Annotated in this window: 20 protein-coding genes and 1 tRNA gene; 11 read left to right on the top strand and 10 right to left on the bottom strand. The window is 61.3% G+C overall.

The window, feature by feature from the left end:
• Window positions 1-21: 21 nt before the first annotated feature.
• Window positions 22-468, top strand: coding sequence for a GNAT family N-acetyltransferase (locus BFP96_RS04020; protein ID WP_065935634.1), 447 nt, complete (start codon window positions 22-24; stop codon window positions 466-468).
• 188 nt (window positions 469-656) lie between these two features.
• Here BFP96_RS04020 and BFP96_RS04015 read toward each other — a convergent pair whose 3' ends face one another.
• Genes BFP96_RS04015 through BFP96_RS04005 form a run of 3 tightly spaced genes read right to left on the bottom strand, consistent with a single transcriptional unit; the run spans window position 657 to window position 2,872 of the window.
• A complete protein-coding gene (locus BFP96_RS04015; RefSeq protein ID WP_065891873.1) occupies window positions 657-1,955 on the bottom strand; it encodes an NAD(P)/FAD-dependent oxidoreductase in 1,299 nt (432 codons plus the stop codon).
• A gap of 60 nt (window positions 1,956-2,015) precedes the next feature.
• Window positions 2,016-2,189 carry a DUF3094 family protein gene (locus BFP96_RS04010; RefSeq protein WP_065935633.1) on the bottom strand — a complete coding sequence of 58 codons (174 nt, stop codon included), beginning with the start codon at window positions 2,187-2,189 and terminating at the stop codon, window positions 2,016-2,018.
• Between the two features lie 53 nt (window positions 2,190-2,242).
• Window positions 2,243-2,872: a DUF1780 domain-containing protein gene (locus tag BFP96_RS04005; RefSeq protein WP_065887993.1), complete on the bottom strand. Its 630-nt coding sequence runs from the start codon at window positions 2,870-2,872 to the stop codon at window positions 2,243-2,245.
• 128 nt (window positions 2,873-3,000) lie between these two features.
• On the opposite strand from BFP96_RS04005, the gene BFP96_RS04000 reads away from it, so the two are divergent.
• Window positions 3,001-3,690, top strand: coding sequence for an energy-coupling factor ABC transporter permease (locus BFP96_RS04000; protein WP_065935632.1), 690 nt, complete (start codon window positions 3,001-3,003; stop codon window positions 3,688-3,690).
• 63 nt (window positions 3,691-3,753) lie between these two features.
• Window positions 3,754-3,969, top strand: coding sequence for a hypothetical protein (locus BFP96_RS03995; protein ID WP_003171680.1), 216 nt, complete (start codon window positions 3,754-3,756; stop codon window positions 3,967-3,969).
• On the opposite strand, the gene yacG is transcribed toward BFP96_RS03995, so the two are convergent.
• Genes yacG through BFP96_RS03975 form a run of 4 tightly spaced genes read right to left on the bottom strand, consistent with a single transcriptional unit; the run spans window position 3,966 to window position 6,854 of the window.
• Window positions 3,966-4,166: a DNA gyrase inhibitor YacG gene (yacG, locus tag BFP96_RS03990; protein WP_065887991.1), complete on the bottom strand. Its 201-nt coding sequence runs from the start codon at window positions 4,164-4,166 to the stop codon at window positions 3,966-3,968. The two genes, BFP96_RS03995 and yacG, sit on opposite strands and share 4 nt — an antisense overlap.
• Window positions 4,163-4,786 (bottom strand): dephospho-CoA kinase, encoded by a 624-nt coding sequence (gene coaE / locus BFP96_RS03985; RefSeq protein ID WP_065896498.1) that lies wholly within the window; start codon window positions 4,784-4,786, stop codon window positions 4,163-4,165. The genes yacG and coaE overlap by 4 nt, the downstream gene beginning before the upstream one ends.
• A complete protein-coding gene (locus tag BFP96_RS03980) occupies window positions 4,783-5,649 on the bottom strand; it encodes a prepilin peptidase (RefSeq protein WP_065935631.1) in 867 nt (288 codons plus the stop codon). The genes coaE and BFP96_RS03980 overlap by 4 nt, the downstream gene beginning before the upstream one ends.
• Window positions 5,646-6,854: a type II secretion system F family protein gene (locus tag BFP96_RS03975; RefSeq protein WP_065935630.1), complete on the bottom strand. Its 1,209-nt coding sequence runs from the start codon at window positions 6,852-6,854 to the stop codon at window positions 5,646-5,648. Before BFP96_RS03975 ends, BFP96_RS03980 begins: the two co-directional genes overlap by 4 nt.
• A 198-nt stretch (window positions 6,855-7,052) precedes the next feature.
• Between BFP96_RS03975 and BFP96_RS03970 the strand changes: the two genes are divergently transcribed.
• The 3 genes from BFP96_RS03970 to BFP96_RS03960 all read left to right on the top strand — a co-directional run bounded on the left by BFP96_RS03970 (window position 7,053) and on the right by BFP96_RS03960 (window position 8,099).
• Entirely contained in the window at window positions 7,053-7,466 is a 414-nt protein-coding gene (locus tag BFP96_RS03970; protein WP_065887987.1) for a pilin, read from the top strand.
• A gap of 64 nt (window positions 7,467-7,530) precedes the next feature.
• Window positions 7,531-7,606 (top strand) — tRNA-Thr (locus BFP96_RS03965).
• Between the two features lie 187 nt (window positions 7,607-7,793).
• Window positions 7,794-8,099 carry a DUF6388 family protein gene (locus BFP96_RS03960; RefSeq protein ID WP_065891884.1) on the top strand — a complete coding sequence of 102 codons (306 nt, stop codon included), beginning with the start codon at window positions 7,794-7,796 and terminating at the stop codon, window positions 8,097-8,099.
• Between the two features lie 119 nt (window positions 8,100-8,218).
• Here BFP96_RS03960 and nadC read toward each other — a convergent pair whose 3' ends face one another.
• Window positions 8,219-9,067 carry a carboxylating nicotinate-nucleotide diphosphorylase gene (nadC, locus tag BFP96_RS03955; RefSeq protein ID WP_065891885.1) on the bottom strand — a complete coding sequence of 283 codons (849 nt, stop codon included), beginning with the start codon at window positions 9,065-9,067 and terminating at the stop codon, window positions 8,219-8,221.
• Between the two features lie 243 nt (window positions 9,068-9,310).
• Here nadC and BFP96_RS03950 point away from each other — a divergent pair, with 243 nt between their 5' ends.
• From BFP96_RS03950 to BFP96_RS03935, 4 genes are all read left to right on the top strand, one after another.
• The gene (locus BFP96_RS03950; RefSeq protein ID WP_065935629.1) at window positions 9,311-11,467 is read left to right on the top strand and encodes a DUF1631 domain-containing protein; all 2,157 of its coding nucleotides are present in this window, start codon (window positions 9,311-9,313) and stop codon (window positions 11,465-11,467) included.
• A 61-nt stretch (window positions 11,468-11,528) separates the two neighbouring features.
• Window positions 11,529-12,092 carry a 1,6-anhydro-N-acetylmuramyl-L-alanine amidase AmpD gene (gene ampD / locus BFP96_RS03945; RefSeq protein WP_065935628.1) on the top strand — a complete coding sequence of 188 codons (564 nt, stop codon included), beginning with the start codon at window positions 11,529-11,531 and terminating at the stop codon, window positions 12,090-12,092.
• Entirely contained in the window at window positions 12,089-12,925 is an 837-nt protein-coding gene (ampE, locus tag BFP96_RS03940; RefSeq protein WP_065935627.1) for a regulatory signaling modulator protein AmpE, read from the top strand. The genes ampD and ampE overlap by 4 nt, the downstream gene beginning before the upstream one ends.
• A 759-nt stretch (window positions 12,926-13,684) precedes the next feature.
• Complete coding sequence (locus tag BFP96_RS03935; protein ID WP_065887981.1) at window positions 13,685-14,113, top strand: hypothetical protein; 429 nt, start codon at window positions 13,685-13,687, stop codon at window positions 14,111-14,113.
• Here the strand turns inward: BFP96_RS03935 and BFP96_RS03930 are convergent.
• Both BFP96_RS03930 and cra read right to left on the bottom strand, forming a co-directional pair.
• Window positions 14,060-14,836, bottom strand: a complete 777-nt coding sequence (locus tag BFP96_RS03930; protein ID WP_065935626.1) for a TatD family hydrolase — start codon at window positions 14,834-14,836, stop codon at window positions 14,060-14,062. The genes BFP96_RS03935 and BFP96_RS03930 overlap by 54 nt on opposite strands.
• Window positions 14,837-14,838: 2 nt before the next feature.
• Window positions 14,839-15,834, bottom strand: a complete 996-nt coding sequence (cra, locus tag BFP96_RS03925; RefSeq protein ID WP_065891889.1) for a catabolite repressor/activator — start codon at window positions 15,832-15,834, stop codon at window positions 14,839-14,841.
• 293 nt (window positions 15,835-16,127) lie between these two features.
• On the opposite strand from cra, the gene fruB reads away from it, so the two are divergent.
• Window positions 16,128-17,794: fused PTS fructose transporter subunit IIA/HPr protein (gene fruB / locus BFP96_RS03920; RefSeq protein ID WP_139113338.1), on the top strand; the 1,667-nt coding region annotated here is incomplete at its 3' end.

The following is a 17,794-nucleotide window of genomic DNA, read 5'->3' as shown; positions in this document are numbered from 1 at the left end:
GAGCGCCTTAAGGACAGCGATATGATCCGGTTAGCCGAAGCAAGTGATGAGTTCGAGATCAGACATTGCGCTGAACAAGCCTACGCGCGTTATGTGCCCGTGATCGGGCGCAAGCCAGCCCCGATGATCGCCGATTTCATCACGCAGATAGCGGCCGGAGTGGTCTATGTTGCGCTTGACGATCAAGCCAGGTTTCAGGGCTTTATTGTCTTCTATTTCAAGGACGGGTATTGCCTATTGGAGAACGTGGCAGTCCTCCCGAGCGCAGCCGGGCGGGGGGTTGGAAGGGCGCTGATCAGCTTTTGTGAAAAAGCCGCCAGCGCGCGCGGTGTGAACGCCGTTCATCTCTATACCAATGCGAAGATGGCAGACAACCTCTCGATATATCCCAAGCTTGGTTATGTAAAAGTAGCTGAGCGCATGGAGTATGGTTTCGATCGCGTTTACTTCGAAAAAAGCCTTACATAACCAGGCGCGTCTTGCCAGAGGCTGGTCCGGATGGCGATTTTGCGCGAGGTAGGTGGGGGCTTCACCGCCGTCTGTAGGAGCGAGCTTGCTCGCGAAAAACTCACAGGCACCGCGTTCATTCAGGAAACACGCGTTATCGTTGACGTTTTTCGCGAGCAAGCTCGCTCCTACCCCATTGTTTTATCTTGTCAGTGCAGTTTCAGGCGCGGCTCAGTCCCGCGTCCGATCTTGCTGCCCAGCATCAGCATCGCCGTGCGGAAAAAGCCATACAGCGCCATCTGGTGCATACGGTACAGCGACACGTAGAACATCCGCGCCAGCCAGCCCTCCAGCATCACACTGCCGGTCAGGTTACCCATCAAGTTACCCACGGCGGAAAAGCGCGACAGCGAGATCAGCGAGCCGTAGTCGGTGTATGTGTAGGTTGGCAGTTCCTTGCCTTCAATCCGCAGCTTCAGCGACTTGGCGAGCAATGAAGCCTGTTGGTGAGCGGCTTGCGCGCGTGGCGGCACATTGCGGTCGGTGCCTGGTTGCGGGCAGGCGGCGCAATCGCCAAAGGCAAAGATGTTTTCGTCGCGGGTGGTCTGCAGCGTCGGCAACACCTGCAGCTGGTTGATGCGGTTGGTCTCCAGGCCATCGATGTCCTTGAGAAAACCCGGTGCGCGGATCCCGGCAGCCCAGACTTTGAGGCTGGCCGGGATCACCTGGCCGCTGCTGGTGATCAGCGCGTCGGCGGTCACTTCGCTGACGGCCGAGTTGGTCAGCACGGTCACCCCGAGTTTTTCCAGGGTTTTATGCACCGGCCCGCCAATCCGCTCCGGCAGCGCGGGCAATACCCGTGGGCCGGCTTCGATCAGGGTGATGTGCATGTTTTCCGGCTTGATGCGGTCCAGGCCGTACGCCGCCAGCTCATGGGCGGCGTTATGCAGTTCCGCCGCCAGCTCAACGCCGGTGGCGCCGGCGCCGACGATGGCGACGCTGATTTGTTCGACCGTGTCGGTCTGCCCGGCGTGGGCGCGCAGGTAATGGTTGAGCAACTGCTGATGAAAGCGCTCGGCCTGTTTACGGGTGTCGAGGAACAGGCAATGTTGCGCGGCGCCCTCGGTGCCGAAATCGTTCGTGGTGCTGCCCACTGCAATGACCAGGCTGTCGTAGCCCAGGACGCGTGCAGGCACCAGTTCCCGGCCTTCTTCGTCGAGGGTGGCGGCCAGTTGGATTTTCTTCTGTTCGCGGTCAAGCCCGCTCATACGACCCAGCTGGAACTCGAAGTGGTTCCATTTCGCCTGGGCGACGTAATTGAGTTCGTCTTCCGAAGAGTTCAGCGAGCCGGCGGCTACTTCGTGCAGCAACGGCTTCCAGATATGCGTCAGGTTGGCGTCCACCAGCGTGATGCTGGCTTTGCCGCGTTTGCCCAGGGTCTTACCCAGGCGGGTCGCCAGCTCCAGGCCGCCGGCTCCGCCGCCGACGACAATAATACGATGGGTCATGGGGATATCTCGCAAGGCTAAAAGAAATCGGAGCAGTTACCCCCGCGAGCGCCAGGCAGCTCATAGCGTCAGGTAACTCAAAAGGCGGCTCAGCAAACCGAGCCCGATCACCACCACCAGCACCACACCAAGGAGCAGCCACGGCTTGAAAGGCTTGCGCTCGACTCGGTGCTGGGAGAGTTGCAGGTACTCTTCGACATGCTGTTGGTCATCGGGTTTCAGGCGGCTGCTCATAAAGGCCTCGTCAGGTAGACGTTGCAAAAGGGCGTCACGTTACAGCCTGTGGATCAAAGGCTGATGCCCACATCGAACACTATGCTGCGGCCCAGGTTGTTGCGCAAGAAATCCGGCGCGTCCGGATGAGCGAACAGCACCCGCGCAAAGGTCGGCCCCACCAGTGACAGGGAGCGCCAGCCCTGGCGCAGATATTCGGTTGGCGGCGGAAAGTGGCTGTTGAGGTCCAGCACTTCGCGCTTGAGGCTGGCGAAGGCGATGAGGTCCAGCTCCCCCAGGTCCATGCCGCGTTCCTTGTAGTTGTGCGCTTTCTTGCGCAGTGTCGGTGCCAGGCGCAACAGGAACTCATGGGCGGGGATGCGCCTTGGCTTGGCTTCGCGCCGCACCAGTTGGCTCAAGGAGAAAGCGCTGCGCCTGCGCAGCAATTCGTCGCGCCATTCGTCGTTCAGGCGGCGGCCTTCGTCCAATACAAAGAACACTTCAAAACTGGCGTCGCGAAACAGCACGTCCGGCGGCTCGGTGCCTGCGGCGTGGAATTCTTCGGCGCGATAGGGCACGTTCAAGCCTTGCAGCAGGCGCTGGCAGACCCAACGCTCACGCTCCCATTTGCGGGCATTGGACAGGAATGCGTTGGCTTGTTCGGCTGCTACGGTGAGCAAGCGCAAATAATCTGAGTCGTCCATCTGCCTAGCTTAGCGTTCAAATGATGACCGCAGGAAGTCTTGCTTTAAACGCGGGTGTAGACTGTTCATCTGGCAGCAAGCCCAGGGATGAGGTGTGCGGTGAGGCGGTCTATAAAGGTGGTGCATCTGTGATCAGTGCAGCTGTTCTAGCGCCCTCGACGCTCGGCATCGGCTGGTTGTTGTATGCCCCGCTGGTGATCTGGGCGATTGTGCGTGCGCCCTGGGTCGAACTGTTTGCCGACCGACGTCGCCAGCATTTGCTGTTCGGCACGGTGTTCGCGCTGTTCATGTTGTGGCTGGTGCGGCGGGATTTCGATACGGGCGTGTCGTACCACTTTATTGGCATGACCGCGGTGACCCTGTTGCTGGATTGGCCGCTCGCAATCGTCGGTGGGGTGGCCGCGCAGTTGGGGTTGGTATGGCTGGGGCGTCAGGACCTCGCCGCTGTCGGCGTCAATGGCCTGTTGTTGATTGGCCTTCCGGTACTCATCACTGAGCTTTGCGCGCGACTCGTGGAGCGGGCGCAACCGCGAAACCCCTTCGTGTATATCTTCTGTTCCGGTTTTTTCGCTGCGGCGCTGTCGGCGTTGCTTTGCCTGTTGGTCGGCCTGGGGTTGCTGTGGTTCGATGGTCGATTTGAAATGCCGCAATGGCTGGAGGATTTCGTCGGCTACCTGTGGCTGATCATCTTTCCCGAAGCGTTTATCAACGGCATGGTGATCAGTGCCCTGGTGGTGTTTTGCCCGGAATGGCTTGAGACTTTCAACCGCACCCGCTACCTCTCGGCGCCGTGGAAGGATGACGATTCAGCGCGTTGATCCAGATCAAAAAGGCGCCGAGCGCACAGGCCCATGCTCTGCGAAATTTCAGGAGCACCAATCATGAGTGTGTACGAATGGGCACGGCAGGAACTGCGCAGAAGCCAGGATGCCGCGCAGGAAATCGGTTTTGATCCAGGCCTGACCCTGCGCGCCATGCTCAGCGCGGTGGTGCAGCAGAGCAAGGGCGTTCGCAGCTTTGAAGACTTGGCCGACGAGTTGCAATACCTTGCGGAAAACCTCGACGACCAGCAGGAATATGCCTTTATGCGGCCTTAGTGGCGCGGCGGCAGGTCTTCGGAAAACAACTCGTCTTCGGCGTCCGGGGCTACCGGGATCTTGTGTTCTTCAGCGGCCCAGGCACCCAGGTCGATGAGTTTGCAACGGTCCGAGCAGAACGGCCGGTTGAGGTTGTCGGGTTTCCATTCCACGGGTGCACCGCAGGTTGGGCAGTCGACGGTCAAGGGTTGGCTCATGATCGGCCTCCACGCAAAGTAAGGTAAAAGTGGTGCAGTCGCTCGACCTCACCGTGCAGCCAGGCAAGGTCCTGGTCATTGACCAGTACGTCATCGGCATGGTTCAGGCGGTCTTCGCGGCTCGACTGGGCCTTGAGAATCGCCTGCACCTGTTGCTCGCTGATGCCGTCGCGCTGCAGGGTACGCTGAATCTGCAGGGATTGCGGCACGTCGATCACCAGGATGCGCTGGGTCATGCGGTATTGGCCGGACTCGATCAGCAGCGGTGACACCAGGATCGCGTAGGGCGACCGGGCGCGTGCCAGGTGATCGCGAATCTCGTCAGCGATCAGCGGGTGCAACAGGCCCTCGAGCCAGCGACGTTCTTCGGGTACTTCAAAAATCAATGTGCGCAACGCGGCGCGGTCCAGTTGGCCGTCCGCCTGCAGCACAGCGCTGCCGAAATGCTCGGCTATGCGCGCCAGCGCCGGCCGGCCGGGCTCGACCACCCAGCGGGCGGCATGATCGGCATCGACCAGGTCGACACCCAGCGTGGTGAAGTGCTCGGCCGCAGCGCTTTTACCGCTGCCGATACCGCCTGTGAGGCCGAGAATCCAGGGTGTTGCAACAGGAGTGGTCATGTGAAACCGACAGACTGCAGATAGAAGTCGGTTATTTGACCACCCCAGAGCAATGCAATCCAGCCGGCAATTGCCAGGCAGGGTCCAAATGGCATGGGTGCCGACACGTGCGTCTTGCGCCAGCGCATCAGCAGCAACCCGGCAAACACGCCGAGCAGTGAGGCCATCAGCAGCGTCATCGGCAGTATCTGCCAGCCGCCCCAGGCACCGAACAGCGCCAACAGCTTGAAGTCGCCATGGCCCATGCCATCCTTGCCGGTCACCAGCTTGAACAGCCAGAACACGCTCCACAGGCTCATGTAGCCCAGCACCGCGCCCCATAACGCATCGGGCAATGTTGCGAACAGGCCCAGACTGTTAAGGATAAGCCCCAGCCATAGCAGCGGCAGCACGAGGGCATCCGGCAGCAGTTGGTGATCTACATCAATCAGGCTCATGCCCAGCAACCCCCAACTCAGCAGCATCACCGCGCCCGCCTGCCAGCCAAAGCCGAAGTGCCAGGCTATGGTGGCGGATATCAGCGCACAGGCCAGTTCGGTGAACGGATAGCGCGCGCTGATGGATGCACGGCAACGGGCGCAACGCCCCTTGAGCATCAGGTAGCTGAGCAGGGGGATATTCTCCCAAGGGCGAATCGGTTGGTCGCAGTGTGGACAGCAGGAATTCGGGCGCATCAGGTTATAGACCGGCCCCGCCGGCGCGTCGGGCAGGCCGAGGATCTCACGGGCCTGTGCGCGCCATTCGCGCTCGAGCATCTTGGGCAGGCGCCACACCAGCACATTGATAAAACTGCCAACGATCAGCCCCAGCACCAGCGCCATGCCGACAAACGCCCAGGGCTGCTCGCCCGACAACGCGCTCAAAATGTCGAACCCAGTTGAAACACCGGCAGGTACATCGCAATCACCAACGCGCCGACGATGCTCCCCAGTACCACCATGATCAGCGGTTCCATCAAGCTTGTGAGGTTATCGACGAGGCTCTCTACGTCGGCCTCGTAATGGTTTGCGACCCTTTCCAGCATGTGGTCCAGGGTGCCGGACTCTTCGCCGATGGCCGTCATCTGGATCGCCATGCCTGGAAACAGGCCGCTGGCGGCCATGGACTGATTCAACTGCATGCCTCTGGATACATCGTGGCGCATATGTTCGATTGCCTGTTTGAAAGGGCCATTGCCGACGGCGCCGGCCACTGAGCCGAGCGCCTGCACCAGGGGAACACCTGCCGCAAAGGTGGTTGCAAGCGTGCGGGCGTAGCGGGCGACGGCAGCTTTGTTCAACAGTTTGCCTGCCAGGGGGACTTTCAACAAACCCGCCTCCAGCCGGTAGCGAAACCGCACAGAACTACGGTAGGCGTGGCGCAGCCCGCCGATGAGCGTGCCCAGGCCCAGCGCCAGTATCCACCAGGCCTGTTGCAGAAAGTCGGAGAGGGCGATGACTCCCAGGGTGAAGCCGGGCAATTGGCTGTCGACTCCGGCAAACAGGTGCTGGAACTGCGGCACCACCTGTATCAACAGCACGGCGCTGACGAGGCCGGCCACCACCAGCACGGCAAGCGGGTAGGTCATGGCTTTCTTGATTCTGGTCTTGAGCCGTTGGCTTTTTTCCAGATGAATGGCCACGCGCTCCAGCAGCGTTTCCAGGGCTCCGGCCTGTTCGCCGGCGGCAATCAGGTGGCAGTACAGGTCATCGAAATAACGCGGGTACTGGCGCAACGTACCGGTCAGGCTGTTACCAGCGGCGACGTGTTGCTTCATACCCTTGACCAGCTCGCGCAGTGTGCGGTTTTCGACGCCCTCGCCGATAATGTCGAAGGCTTGTAACAGCGGGATACCGGCCTTCAACAGCGTCGCCAGTTGGCGGGTGAAAAGGGCGATGTCAGCCGGCAGTATCGGCGCCGTCAGGCGTGGCAGGCCTGACGATCGCTTGCGCACATGTTCGGGGCAGATTCCCTGCTGGCGCAGTCGTGTCTTGACCCACGCAGGGTCATGCCCCGAAATTTTCCCGCACACCCTTCGGCCGTTGCGGTTGATGCCCTGCCAGGCGTAGATCGTCGAGGTGTCGTTCATGTCGCGTTCGCACATGCAGATTAAGAATTTACAGCTTAGCCAGCGGGCGGATACAGGCAGGCTGGCGTTGGCCGATAAAATGTCAGATTGTGCTTCTGGTATGCGATTGGCCGCGCAGGGATGAGTACACTGGCGCCGCTGCACAATACGGGGCGCAGGATGCGCCTTGTCATGGTTCTATTCTGGAGAGTGAAAGTGATGCATCAGAAAGGCTTTACCTTGATCGAGTTGTTGATCGTCGTGGCAATCATCGGCATTTTGGCCACGATTGGCTTGCCCATGTACACCAAGCACCAGGCCAAGGCCAAGTTCACGGCGGGGTTGGCCGAAATCAGCGCGTTGAAGGCCGGCTACGAAGATGTGATTAACCAGGGCACCGTACCCACGCTGCCGTTGATTGGCGGCAAGAGCCCCACCGCCAATTGCAAGGTCGATGTGACAGGAGATGTCGCCACGGGCAGCGGCTCCATCAGCTGTGAAATCGTTGATGCGCCTGCGCCCGTACTGGGCAAGACCATCACCTTGACGCGCAGCGCCACCAGCGGCTGGACCTGTGCAACCACGGCCGAGGCGCAATACGTCGCCAAGGGTTGTGGCGCCAACGGCGCATGACGTCTGGCGGGTGGTGAGCGAGCCGGTTGCCGCATGCCCAATGCGGTGCTAGCTTTAGCCCACCGCCCGTGTAGCTCAGCCGGTAGAGCAGCGCACTCGTAACGCGAAGGTCGCAGGTTCGATTCCTGTCTCGGGCACCAAGGCAACACTGTTTCACTGGCATGTTTCAAGGGCCCGCTTCAAAAGGCCTGTTTCAAAGGCACAGTTTTCAGATGATCCCAGAATGGTTCTGAAGGCCAGACGAGCCGGCATTCGCGCCTGCTCTTTCGTATCTGCGCAACCTTGATGACCCAGATGCATCCCCATTCCTCGATCTAAGAGAACGACATGACCACGACTGAGATGACCCAGGAAGTTCGGCACCAAGCAGCCCTCGACAAATACCTCGAGGCAACGCCGCAGCTCAAAGACGAGATCAAGGACCTGAGCGCTGACGACCAGCGTGATCAGATTCAGTGGGCATTCGAGGACGAGGCGGAGAGCCAGAATCTCCAGCCTTGGGAACTGACCCTCAAGTACACCTGCGCACCGGAAGAATTCGAAGCCGCACGCCTGGCCTTGCACAAGGAGGCCGCCGAAGTGCTGGGGGTCGAATGGGACGAGTACTGCGAGATGAATAATCTGGTAGTCTAAACGCTGCCGGTAGGAGCGAGCTTGCTCGCGAAAAACGTTAACGATAACGCGTGACATCCGAGTGCACGCGGCGCCGTTGAGTTTTTCGCGAGCAAGCTCGCTCCTACTGCCTAGGCTCTTTAGATACTGAGCCGCATCGACAAATCCACAGCCTTCACATCCTTGGTCATCGCACCAATGGAGATGTAGTCCACGCCGGTCTCGGCGATGGGCAGCAGCGTGCTTTCATTGATCCCGCCGCTGGCTTCCAGCCTGGCCTTGCCCGCGTTCAGCCGCACGGCTTCGCGCATGTCGTCCAGGCTCAGCTCATCGAGCATGATGATGTCGGCACCCGCCGCCAGTGCTTCGCGTAACTCCTGCAGGCTTTCCACTTCGATCTCCACCGGCTTGCCGGGGGCGATTTTGTGGGCCGCGCTGATGGCCTGGGCAATGCCCCCGCACGCGGCGATATGGTTTTCCTTGATCAGGAAGGCGTCATACAGCCCGATGCGATGATTGTGGCAACCGCCGCAGGTCACCGCGTACTTCTGCGCCAGACGCAGGCCCGGCAACGTCTTGCGCGTGTCCAGCAGCTTGACCTGGGTGCTGGCGACGAAATCCGCCAGGTATCGGGCGCGGGTGGCGACACCTGACAGCATCTGCAGGAAATTCAGCGCACTGCGTTCACCGGTGAGCAGCGAGCGCGCCGGCCCTTCAAGGTGAAACAGCGGCTGGTTGGGACTGACGCGCTCACCGTCGGCCACCTGCCAATGCACGGCGACGCGGGGGTCCAGTTGGCGGAAGACCGTATCCACCCAGGCGGTCCCGGCAATCACGGCCGCATCGCGGGTAATGATCGTGGCCTTGGCCAGCCGTTCGGCCGGGATCAACTGTGCGGTGATATCACCACTGCCGATGTCTTCCAGGAGTGCGCGGCGCACGTTGGCTTCGATTTCGGCGGCGAGGTCGGCAAGACGCAGGTTCGGCATAACAGGCTCCACAGACTAAGTGCCGCGATTATAGGGGCTGTGTGAACTGGAACCCAGACGCGTTACTCATTTACCGCGCCGGGCAGAGTTTACTGGCGCAATGTCCATGATTTGCCGATAATCTCGCGCCTTGCAATTGGCGTCATAGCTTTGACGTCCTGATGGTGATCGGGTATTTGCAATGCCCAGCGGGTCAGGCCCCGTTCCTGCCCATCTCAACACCCGCCGTTTCAGGAGGCCAGGATGCACAATGACGGGAAGGTGGTGCCTATCAAGCAGGCACAGGCCACGCCATCGCCGCTCGCACGTCTGCCGGTGGTGGTGCTGCAGGTGCGTGACAAAGCGGCGCAACAGTTGCAACAGGGGTTGCAGGAACTGTTCGATAACGCCGACGACACCCTGTTTGAAATGGCCGACAAGGCCCGCAGCACGGTTGACCAGCATATTTTCTTTCAGGCCATGCGCGACCTGCGCCTCAAGCGCAAGAACTTCGAGCGCGTGTTCATGGAACAACTGTATGCCGCCTTCGCCAACCTGAGCCAGGCCGATAGCGGTGCGTTGCACCCGGTGCCTGTGGTGTCCTATGAGGTGGCCGGCGCTATCCGGGCCGATGACCGGGAAAAGGCCGTGGCACTGGAGGCAATGCTCGGTCGGGTACGCCACCGTGACGGCGTGGCGCTCGGGCAATTGAGCGCGCGCCTGAGTGAAGTGTTGGGCAGGCCCATGACCGATCATGAGAACCCTCTGGGCCCTGCACGGCTTTGCCAGTTTTTCTTGCAGGCGGGCCGCAGCCTGGGGGTGGAGATCCGGGTCAAGCTGATCATGCTCAAGCTCTTCGAGAAATACGTGCTCAGCGATGCCGACCACCTGTATGGCGAAGCCAACCAACTGCTGGTTGCCACCGGGGTCCTGCCCGGACTCCAGAGCGTGCCGTCCCGTCGTGCCGGTGGCCGCGCGGCGTGTGAGCTCCCGCAACCGGCGCGTCCGCCGGCCGCCGAACCGCCTTGTGACGAAAGCGGCCAGCAAGCCTTTGCCGCCCTGCAAGCCTTGCTGGTGGCGGTGCGCGGCAGCGTAGCGCCAACCCTTGAAGCCAGTGCGCAACCGCAACCCATCGCCAGCCGAGACTTGCTGCGCCTGCTGTCGCATTTGCAGCAATACGTACCGGAGCCTGGCGCCGAGGACGATTTCGACCTGCGCAACCAGCTCGAACAGTTGCTGACCCGGGTCAGCGTCAAGAGCGGCAAGTCGCGGGTGTTGGAGGCGGCCGACGAAGATGTGATCAACCTCGTCGCGCTGCTTTTCGAGTTCATCCGCAATGACCGCAGTGTGCCCCACGCCTTCAAGGCCCTGATCGCTCGCCTGCAGATTCCGATACTGAAAGTTGCCGTGCTCGACAAGAGCCTGTTCAGTTGCCCCGGGCACCCGGCACGCCGCTTGCTCAATCAGATCGCCAGTGCCGCCATGGGGTGCAGCCCGCACGATGGCGATCAGAACGACAGCCTGTACCTGCGTATCGAACAGGTCATCCAGCGCCTGTTGAATGAATTTGCCGAAGATCCGCTGATTTTTTCGCAGTTACTGGCGCCATTCAGCACCTTCATCGATCAAGAGCAGCGGCGCAGTGAGTTGCTCGAACAGCACACCCGCGACGTCGAGGAAGGTCGCCTGCGTACCGAGGTCGCTCGTCAGCGCGTGGCGCATGCGCTGAACCGGCGGCTATTGGGCAAGGTCCTGCCGCCGTTCGTGGTGCAATTTCTGCAACAAACCTGGAGCCAGGTATTGTTGCTGGCCGCTCTCAAGCACGGCGAACACTCGGTGCAGTGGCAGACCGGGCTGCGCACCATGGATGAGTTGATCTGGAGCGTCGGCCTGCACGAAGACACCGAGGCAGGCCGGCATCTGCTGGCGCAATTGCCAGGGTTGCTCAAGTCGTTGCGCGACGGGTTGGCCAGTGCGGCGTTCGATCCTTTCAGCACGCGGGAGTTTTTTTTACGCTTGCAGACCGTACATGTTCAAACATGCGAAGGCGGAGGCGACGACGGGCTGATTGAAGTTCGCGAGCCCTTTGTTCTCGGCACCCCACTGTCGGACGCCGGCGAGGACTGGCCGCATGATGACCCGGACCTGCTCAAGGTGCTCCCGTTGCGGGTCGGCGGTTGGGTGGAGTTGCGCCAGGACGACGACACGGTATTGCGCTGCAAGCTCACGGCGATCATGGCGCCGAACCATCGTTATATTTTCGTCAGCCGCACGGGGCTCAAGGTCCTGGAGCAAACCCCCGGGCAATTGGCTGCGGCTTTCAAGCGCGGCGCCCTGCACAGCCTGGACGAGGGGCCGCTGTTCGACCGCGCGCTGGCGGCGGTGATGGGCAACCTGCGCCAACTCAATCGCGGCAAGTGATCGCAACCGCAGGGCGGAACGCGGCATACTGGTAACACTTTGTCTCAGTCAAGGAGCCTGTATGCAGTTGGACCCCGTCAGCGGTTGGTTCGAGGGCATTGGCCATTGCCCTTCGCCCAACTTCAACGAGCGCCCGGCAGGTGAGGTATCGTTGTTGGTGATACATAACATCAGCTTGCCCCCGGCGCAGTTTGCCACCGGTAAGGTGCATGAGTTTTTCCAGAATCGCCTGGATGTAACGGAGCACGCCTACTTTGAGGGGATAGTCGACCTACGGGTCTCTGCGCATTTTCTGATTGAGCGTGACGGTACAGTGACGCAGTTTGTGGCATGCCGGGACCGGGCCTGGCACGCGGGCGTCTCCAGCTTTGAAGGGCGCGACACCTGCAACGACTTCTCGTTGGGAATCGAGCTGGAAGGCACAGATGATCTGCCGTTCACCGATGCCCAGTACCAGGCGCTGATTGAGCTGACGCGTCAGTTGCTCGCAGCTTATCCTGCGATCACCCCCCAACGTATCTGCGGTCACAGCGACATCGCCCCAGGCCGCAAAACCGATCCGGGCCCGGCTTTTGATTGGAAGCGCTTTCGTGGCGCGCTGCAGGATGGAGGACACAAACTATGAGTTTCCTGGTGCTGGTGCTGGCAGTGTGGATCGAGAAGTTCTCGGCCTTGCGCCAGCGGTTGCAGCGCGACGGCGGCTGGCTGCGCGAGCTGGCCAGGCTTGAATCGAGCCCGCGCATGGGCAAGCGGCCCTGGCTGATCCTTCTGGCGCTGGTGGTGCTGCCCTCGGCGCTGCTGGGCTTGTTGCTGCTGGTGCTGGAGCCCGTGGCCTATGGCTTGTTGGCGTTGCCGGTGCATGTACTGGTGGTGATCTACAGTCTGGGCCGTGGCGATCTGTTGGCCGCGTTGGGACCGTTTCGTGATGCCTGGCGGCGGGGTGATCTGCAAGCCGCCGAGCACGTGGCCGAACGTGACCTGAAGCTGGGTGCCGACAGTGGCGAGCAGTTGCTCGAGCGGGTTCAAGGCCATTTGCTGTGGCAAGCGTACCAGAGCTTTTTCGCGGTGATTTTCTGGTATTTCCTGCTGGGCCCGGTGGCGGCTCTGGCCTATCGCCTGCTGGCGCTGGCCAGTGAGCACAGCCAGAACCCCCTGGTGGCCGAACGCGCCACGCAAATGCGCCACGCCTTTGACTGGCTGCCGGTGCGCCTGCTGGCCGCGAGCTTTGCCCTGGTGGGCAACTTTGTCGGGGTCAGCCGGGTCATGCTCCACGAATTGCTCAGCTGGGATATCAGCGCTGCACAACTGGTGGAAAAAGTCGGCCTGGCCGCTGCGGAAATACCGCCACCGGTGGTGGGCGCCGAAGGCATCAGCAGTCTTGATCAACTGTGGGAATTGCTGCTGCGTGCGGCGGTGCTGTGGTATGCCGGATTTGCAATCTGGACGGTGTTGCCCTGAGACCGCCATCGGGGGCAAGCCTCCTCCCACATTTGACCGAGCAGGGATCAGCCAAAATCGGGGAGGCGCAGTCAGCGTGCGAGGGGGCTTGCCCCCGATAACCAATATCTACACAACTTCGTAGGCTATAGCCACCAAAGCTAACCACGATGCGAAGCGAGTCGCCCTTGATCTTGATCTGCTTTTGATCCTAGGCGCCCCGTTAAACCACGCTGGCCGAACGAAGGCTTGAATCCGTGGGTAACCCGGCAGGACGCCGGGTTAGCCGCACTGGGCCATGGATGGCCCATTGCGGCGGCCCACGGATTCAAGCCTGCGTTCGGGCACACCGAGCCTAGGCGAGGTGCCGAGTGGTGGGGCAAGAGCGTTTTGCTTACTTTTGCGCTTTTCAAAAGTGAGCCGCTGTAAAAGCGGAACCCTAAGCAGCCGTGACCGCAGAAACGGATATGTACTCAACCCAATCCAACATCCTGGTCGGCCCTAAGGCCGCCATCGGGGGCAAGCCCCCTCCCACATTTGGATTTGTGGGGTATCAGTAAGATAGGCTGCTGTGCCCCCTACGGGTAGCAACGGGGAGCAAGTTCGGCGTCACGCCAAAGTTGTGTAGATACCTATGGCGCGTTCCGCACGTAGGAATTTTCGGTGGGATTTAACCCCGTCACACGTGGCCCTTATCCTGATTTCGCTACTGGCCTTTCAATATGCCGTGAATGAGTGAACATTTGAATCATCTGGTCACGGTCTCAAGGAGGCACGGCGATGGCCGCTGTCATCGGCATCAAAGGGCATTGCGCCCACTGCGACATGACGTTTGAACTCAAACCCTGGCAACTGAACGCCATCGCCATCGACGAACCCTTCGTCTGTACCTATTGCCACACGTGCCTGCAGCTGTGTTGCCGCAAGCAGCTGCGTCGCTTTCGTGCCCTGGACCACTGGGCGCTGGTGCCGCCCGGCATGATCATGCTGACCTGCGCGACCCTCCTGGCAGCGCTGTTTGCAGAGTGGCTGGGGCTGCTCAGTGTGATCGGGCAATTCAACATTTCGCTGACGACGCTGTTGATCCACTTTCTGGTGCTGCGCTACGTGCGGCATCGGCAACGGATGACCTTGAACCTGCAAGTCGTCAGCCGCTTACCACTGGAACAGCTCGCACGCATTGCGTGTGCTCGCCTCAGCCAGCCGTGACGCGCTGATGCCCATGCGCTCGGCCAGGGCGCTGCAGATGTCCGGCAAGTGGTGTGGGCTGTTGCGCCGGCCCGGATACATGGCCGGCGCCATATCCGGCGCGTCCGTCTCCAGCACCACCGCTTCCAGTGGCAATTGGGCCAGCACCTTGTGCATGCGCAAGGCCTGCGGCCAGGTCGCGGCACCGCCCAGGCCCAGCTTGAAGCCAAGCTTGATGTACTCGCGGGCCTCTTCCCGGCTGCCGGCAAACGCATGAATGATGCCGCCACGCGGCAGGTGGATGCGTTTGAGTGTGGCGATCACCGCCGCGTGACTGCGGCGTACGTGGAGCAAAGCGGGGAGGGTGAAATCCACCGCCAGTTTCAACTGGGCTTCGAACAGCGCTTGCTGGCGCGCTCGGTCCAGGTGCTCAAGAAAGTAATCCAGGCCGATTTCACCCACGGCGCACAGTTGCCGGTGGCCCTGCAGGCGCGTCAGCCAGTCGCCCAATTCCAGCAGGTCGGCAGGGCAGTGTTCATCGAGATACACCGGGTGCAGGCCGAAGGCGGCGAACAAGCCTTCATCCTCTACCACCAGATCCCACAACCGCTGCCAATTGCGCTGATAAACCCCGAGCACCACCATGCGCCGCACACCGAGTTGACGGCTGTGGGCGAGGACCTGCGGACGATCACTGTCGAAGTCCGCGAAATCCAGGTGGGTATGGGTGTCGATCAGCTCCACACTCAGGCCTCGTGAATACGCTGCTTGAAGGTTCGGCTGATGCCGTGCACGCCGGGTTGGTAATGTTCTTCTTCAATGGCCGCCAGGGCCAGGCGCAGGGCGGTGTCGGCGATCAGTTGATGCTGCTGGGCCATGGCGTTGACCGGCAGCGGCAGGAAGTCCAGCAACTGGGTATCGCCGAAGGTACCCAGGCGCAGTGGCCGCGACTTGAGCGGGAAGTCGTGCAGGGCGTCAAACACGCCTTGCAGCAGTACGTAGGACGTGGTCACCAGCGCGTCAGGCAGATGCCCCAGGCGCTGCAGTAATTGCTCCATCAGCTGTCGCCCGCAGTCGCGGCTGAAGGCTTCGCCCTGTTCGACGATCACCTCGCCGGTAAAGCCTTGCAGGGCTTCACGAAAACCCGCAGCACGTTCCTGGCTGATGCTCAGTTCCGGATGGGCGCCGATCAGCGCGATTTGCTTGGGCAACGGTTGCAGCAGGCTGCCGGTGAGCTGCTGGCAGGCTTGGCGGTCGTCGCTGACCACCGAGCAGAACTGGCTGGGCTCCATCACCCGGTCGATGGCGATTACCGGCAAACCTTTGGCTTGCAGTTCGCGATAGCTGTCATCCTCGGCCGGCAGGCAGCTGGCGACAAACAGCGCATCGCAGCGCCGCGCGCGGAACAGTTGCAGCAATTGGCGCTCACTGTCAGCCTCATCGTCGGAGCTGGCGATCAGCAATTGATAGCCGCGCGCCCGTGCGCCTTGTTCGAGTAACTTGGCAATGCGTGCGTAACTGGGGTTCTCCAGGTCCGGCAGGATAAAGCCCAGGGTACGCGTGTGCCGGCTGCGCAAGCCGGCGGCTTGCGGGTTAGGCGTAAAACCATGGGCCTGGACCACGGCCCGCACCCGCTCCACCGTCGCGTTGCTGATACGTTGTTGTTCGGCCTTGCCATTGATGACATAGCTGGCGGTTGTGACCGACACACCGGCCAGACGTGCGATATCACTGAGTTTCAAACCGGGTTTCCTTGTTTTTTTGAGCGTGCCCCGACATTTTGTCCAATCGTAACCGATTCCCGCATACGACCAATGTCCCACAACAGGCGCCGAGTGGCCCTTCAAGCTTGCGCAATTAACGCGTAATCTGCCATAAATTCTAGATTAAACGTTTCAGCAAGGGTATTTTTACGATGTTCGCCGCTGAGTGGCTACTGCCAACTGACCGCTCAGTCAGTTACTTTTGAACACCGCTAAGCTGATTTATTCAAAACAATACCTAGTGCGCACCCCGCACTAACTAGGAGAACGGCATGCTCGAGCTCACTGTAGAGCAGATATCCATGGGCCAGGTGGCGGTGGATAAATCTGCGGCCTTGCACCTGCTCGCGGAAAAACTGGTGGCCGATGGCCTGGTTGCCGAAGGTTATCTCAGTGGCTTGCAAGCCCGTGAAGCCCAAGGCTCGACCTTTCTTGGCCAAGGCATCGCCATTCCTCACGGCACACCGGAAACCCGCGACCAGGTGTTTTCCACCGGCGTGCGTCTGTTGCAGTTTCCCGAAGGCGTGGACTGGGGCGACGGCCAGGTGGTGTACCTGGCGATCGGGATTGCCGCCAAATCCGATGAACACTTGCGCCTGCTGCAATTGCTGACCCGCGCCCTGGGTGAGACCGACCTCGGCCAGGCGCTGCGCCGTGCCGGTTCTGCCGACGCCTTGCTGAAACTGCTGCAAGGCGCGCCGCAGGAACTGGCACTGGATGCACAGATGATCAGCCTCGGCGTGTCGGCCGATGATTTCGAGGAACTGGTGTGGCGCGGCGCGCGCCTGTTGCGCCAGGCCGATTGCGTGAGCAACGGGTTTGCCGCCGTGTTGCAGCAAGTCGATGCACTGCCCCTGGGCGATGGCCTGTGGTGGCTGCACAGCGAGCAGACGGTCAAGCGCCCGGGCCTGGCCTTCGTCACGCCGGACAAACCCATGCGCTACCTGGGCCAGCCGCTCAATGGCCTGTTCTGCCTGGCCAGCCTGGGCGAAGCGCATCAGGCGTTGCTCGAGCGCCTGTGCGCCTTGCTGATCGAAGGGCGCGGCCAGGAATTGGGCCGCGCCACCAGCAGTCGTGCCGTGCTTGAGGTGCTGGGTGGCGAACTGCCGCCCGACTGGCCGAGCGCGCGCATCACCCTGGCCAATGCCCACGGGTTACATGCACGCCCGGCGAAGATCCTCGCGCAACTGGCGAAAAGCTTCGATGGCGATATTCGCGTGCGCATTGTCGATGGTCCGGTCGGCGCGGTGTCGGTTAAAAGCCTGAGCAAGCTGTTGAGCCTCGGCGCGCGGCGTGGCCAGGTGCTGGAATTCGTCGCCGAGCCGAGCATTGCCGGGGATGCGCTGCCAGCCCTGTTGACCGCAATTGAAGAAGGCCTGGGGGAAGAGGTCGAGCCTTTGCCGACCGTCAGCGCCCAGCCCGCCACTGTCGACATCGAACCGGTGATCAGCGCGCCGCTGTCCGGTAGCCAGATCCAGGCAATTGCCGCCGCGCCCGGTATCGCCATCGGCCCTGCGCACATCCAGGTGCAACAGGTCTTCGACTACCCACTGCGCGGTGAGTCCTGCGCGGTTGAGCGCCAGCGCCTGCAGGCTGCGCTGAGTGATGTGCGTCGCGATATCGAGGGTCTGATCGAACGCAGCCAGTCCAAGGCGATTCGCGAGATCTTCATCACTCACCAGGAAATGCTCGACGACCCGGAACTGACCGACGAAGTCGACACCCGTCTCAAGCAAGGCGAAAGCGCCGAAGCGGCCTGGATGAGCGTGATCGAAGCGGCTGCCCGGCAGCAGGAGTCGTTGCAGGATGCCTTGCTCGCCGAGCGCGCCGCCGACCTGCGCGACATCGGTCGCCGCGTACTGGCGCAATTGTGCGGCGTCGACACTGCGCAGGAACCCAATGAACCCTACATCCTGGTGATGGACGAAGTCGGCCCTTC

It is taken from the genome of Pseudomonas sp. 34 E 7, assembly GCF_900005715.1.
GTDB lineage: Bacteria > Pseudomonadota > Gammaproteobacteria > Pseudomonadales > Pseudomonadaceae > Aquipseudomonas > Aquipseudomonas orientalis_A.
Note: the sequence above shows the minus strand (reverse complement) of the source record. Positions and strands in the feature narration are given on the sequence as shown.

Coding starts and splice junctions, on each gene's coding strand:
- BFP96_RS04020 (WP_065935634.1), top strand. CDS start 22: ATGATCCGGTTAGCCGAAGCAAGTGATGAGTTCGAGATCAGACATTGC.
- BFP96_RS04015 (WP_065891873.1), bottom strand. CDS start 1,955: ATGACCCATCGTATTATTGTCGTCGGCGGCGGAGCCGGCGGCCTGGAG.
- BFP96_RS04010 (WP_065935633.1), bottom strand. CDS start 2,189: ATGAGCAGCCGCCTGAAACCCGATGACCAACAGCATGTCGAAGAGTAC.
- BFP96_RS04005 (WP_065887993.1), bottom strand. CDS start 2,872: ATGGACGACTCAGATTATTTGCGCTTGCTCACCGTAGCAGCCGAACAA.
- BFP96_RS03995 (WP_003171680.1), top strand. CDS start 3,754: ATGAGTGTGTACGAATGGGCACGGCAGGAACTGCGCAGAAGCCAGGAT.
- yacG (WP_065887991.1), bottom strand. CDS start 4,166: ATGAGCCAACCCTTGACCGTCGACTGCCCAACCTGCGGTGCACCCGTG.
- coaE (WP_065896498.1), bottom strand. CDS start 4,786: ATGACCACTCCTGTTGCAACACCCTGGATTCTCGGCCTCACAGGCGGT.
- BFP96_RS03975 (WP_065935630.1), bottom strand. CDS start 6,854: ATGAACGACACCTCGACGATCTACGCCTGGCAGGGCATCAACCGCAAC.
- BFP96_RS03970 (WP_065887987.1), top strand. CDS start 7,053: ATGCATCAGAAAGGCTTTACCTTGATCGAGTTGTTGATCGTCGTGGCA.
- BFP96_RS03960 (WP_065891884.1), top strand. CDS start 7,794: ATGACCACGACTGAGATGACCCAGGAAGTTCGGCACCAAGCAGCCCTC.
- nadC (WP_065891885.1), bottom strand. CDS start 9,067: ATGCCGAACCTGCGTCTTGCCGACCTCGCCGCCGAAATCGAAGCCAAC.
- BFP96_RS03950 (WP_065935629.1), top strand. CDS start 9,311: ATGCACAATGACGGGAAGGTGGTGCCTATCAAGCAGGCACAGGCCACG.
- ampD (WP_065935628.1), top strand. CDS start 11,529: ATGCAGTTGGACCCCGTCAGCGGTTGGTTCGAGGGCATTGGCCATTGC.
- ampE (WP_065935627.1), top strand. CDS start 12,089: ATGAGTTTCCTGGTGCTGGTGCTGGCAGTGTGGATCGAGAAGTTCTCG.
- BFP96_RS03935 (WP_065887981.1), top strand. CDS start 13,685: ATGGCCGCTGTCATCGGCATCAAAGGGCATTGCGCCCACTGCGACATG.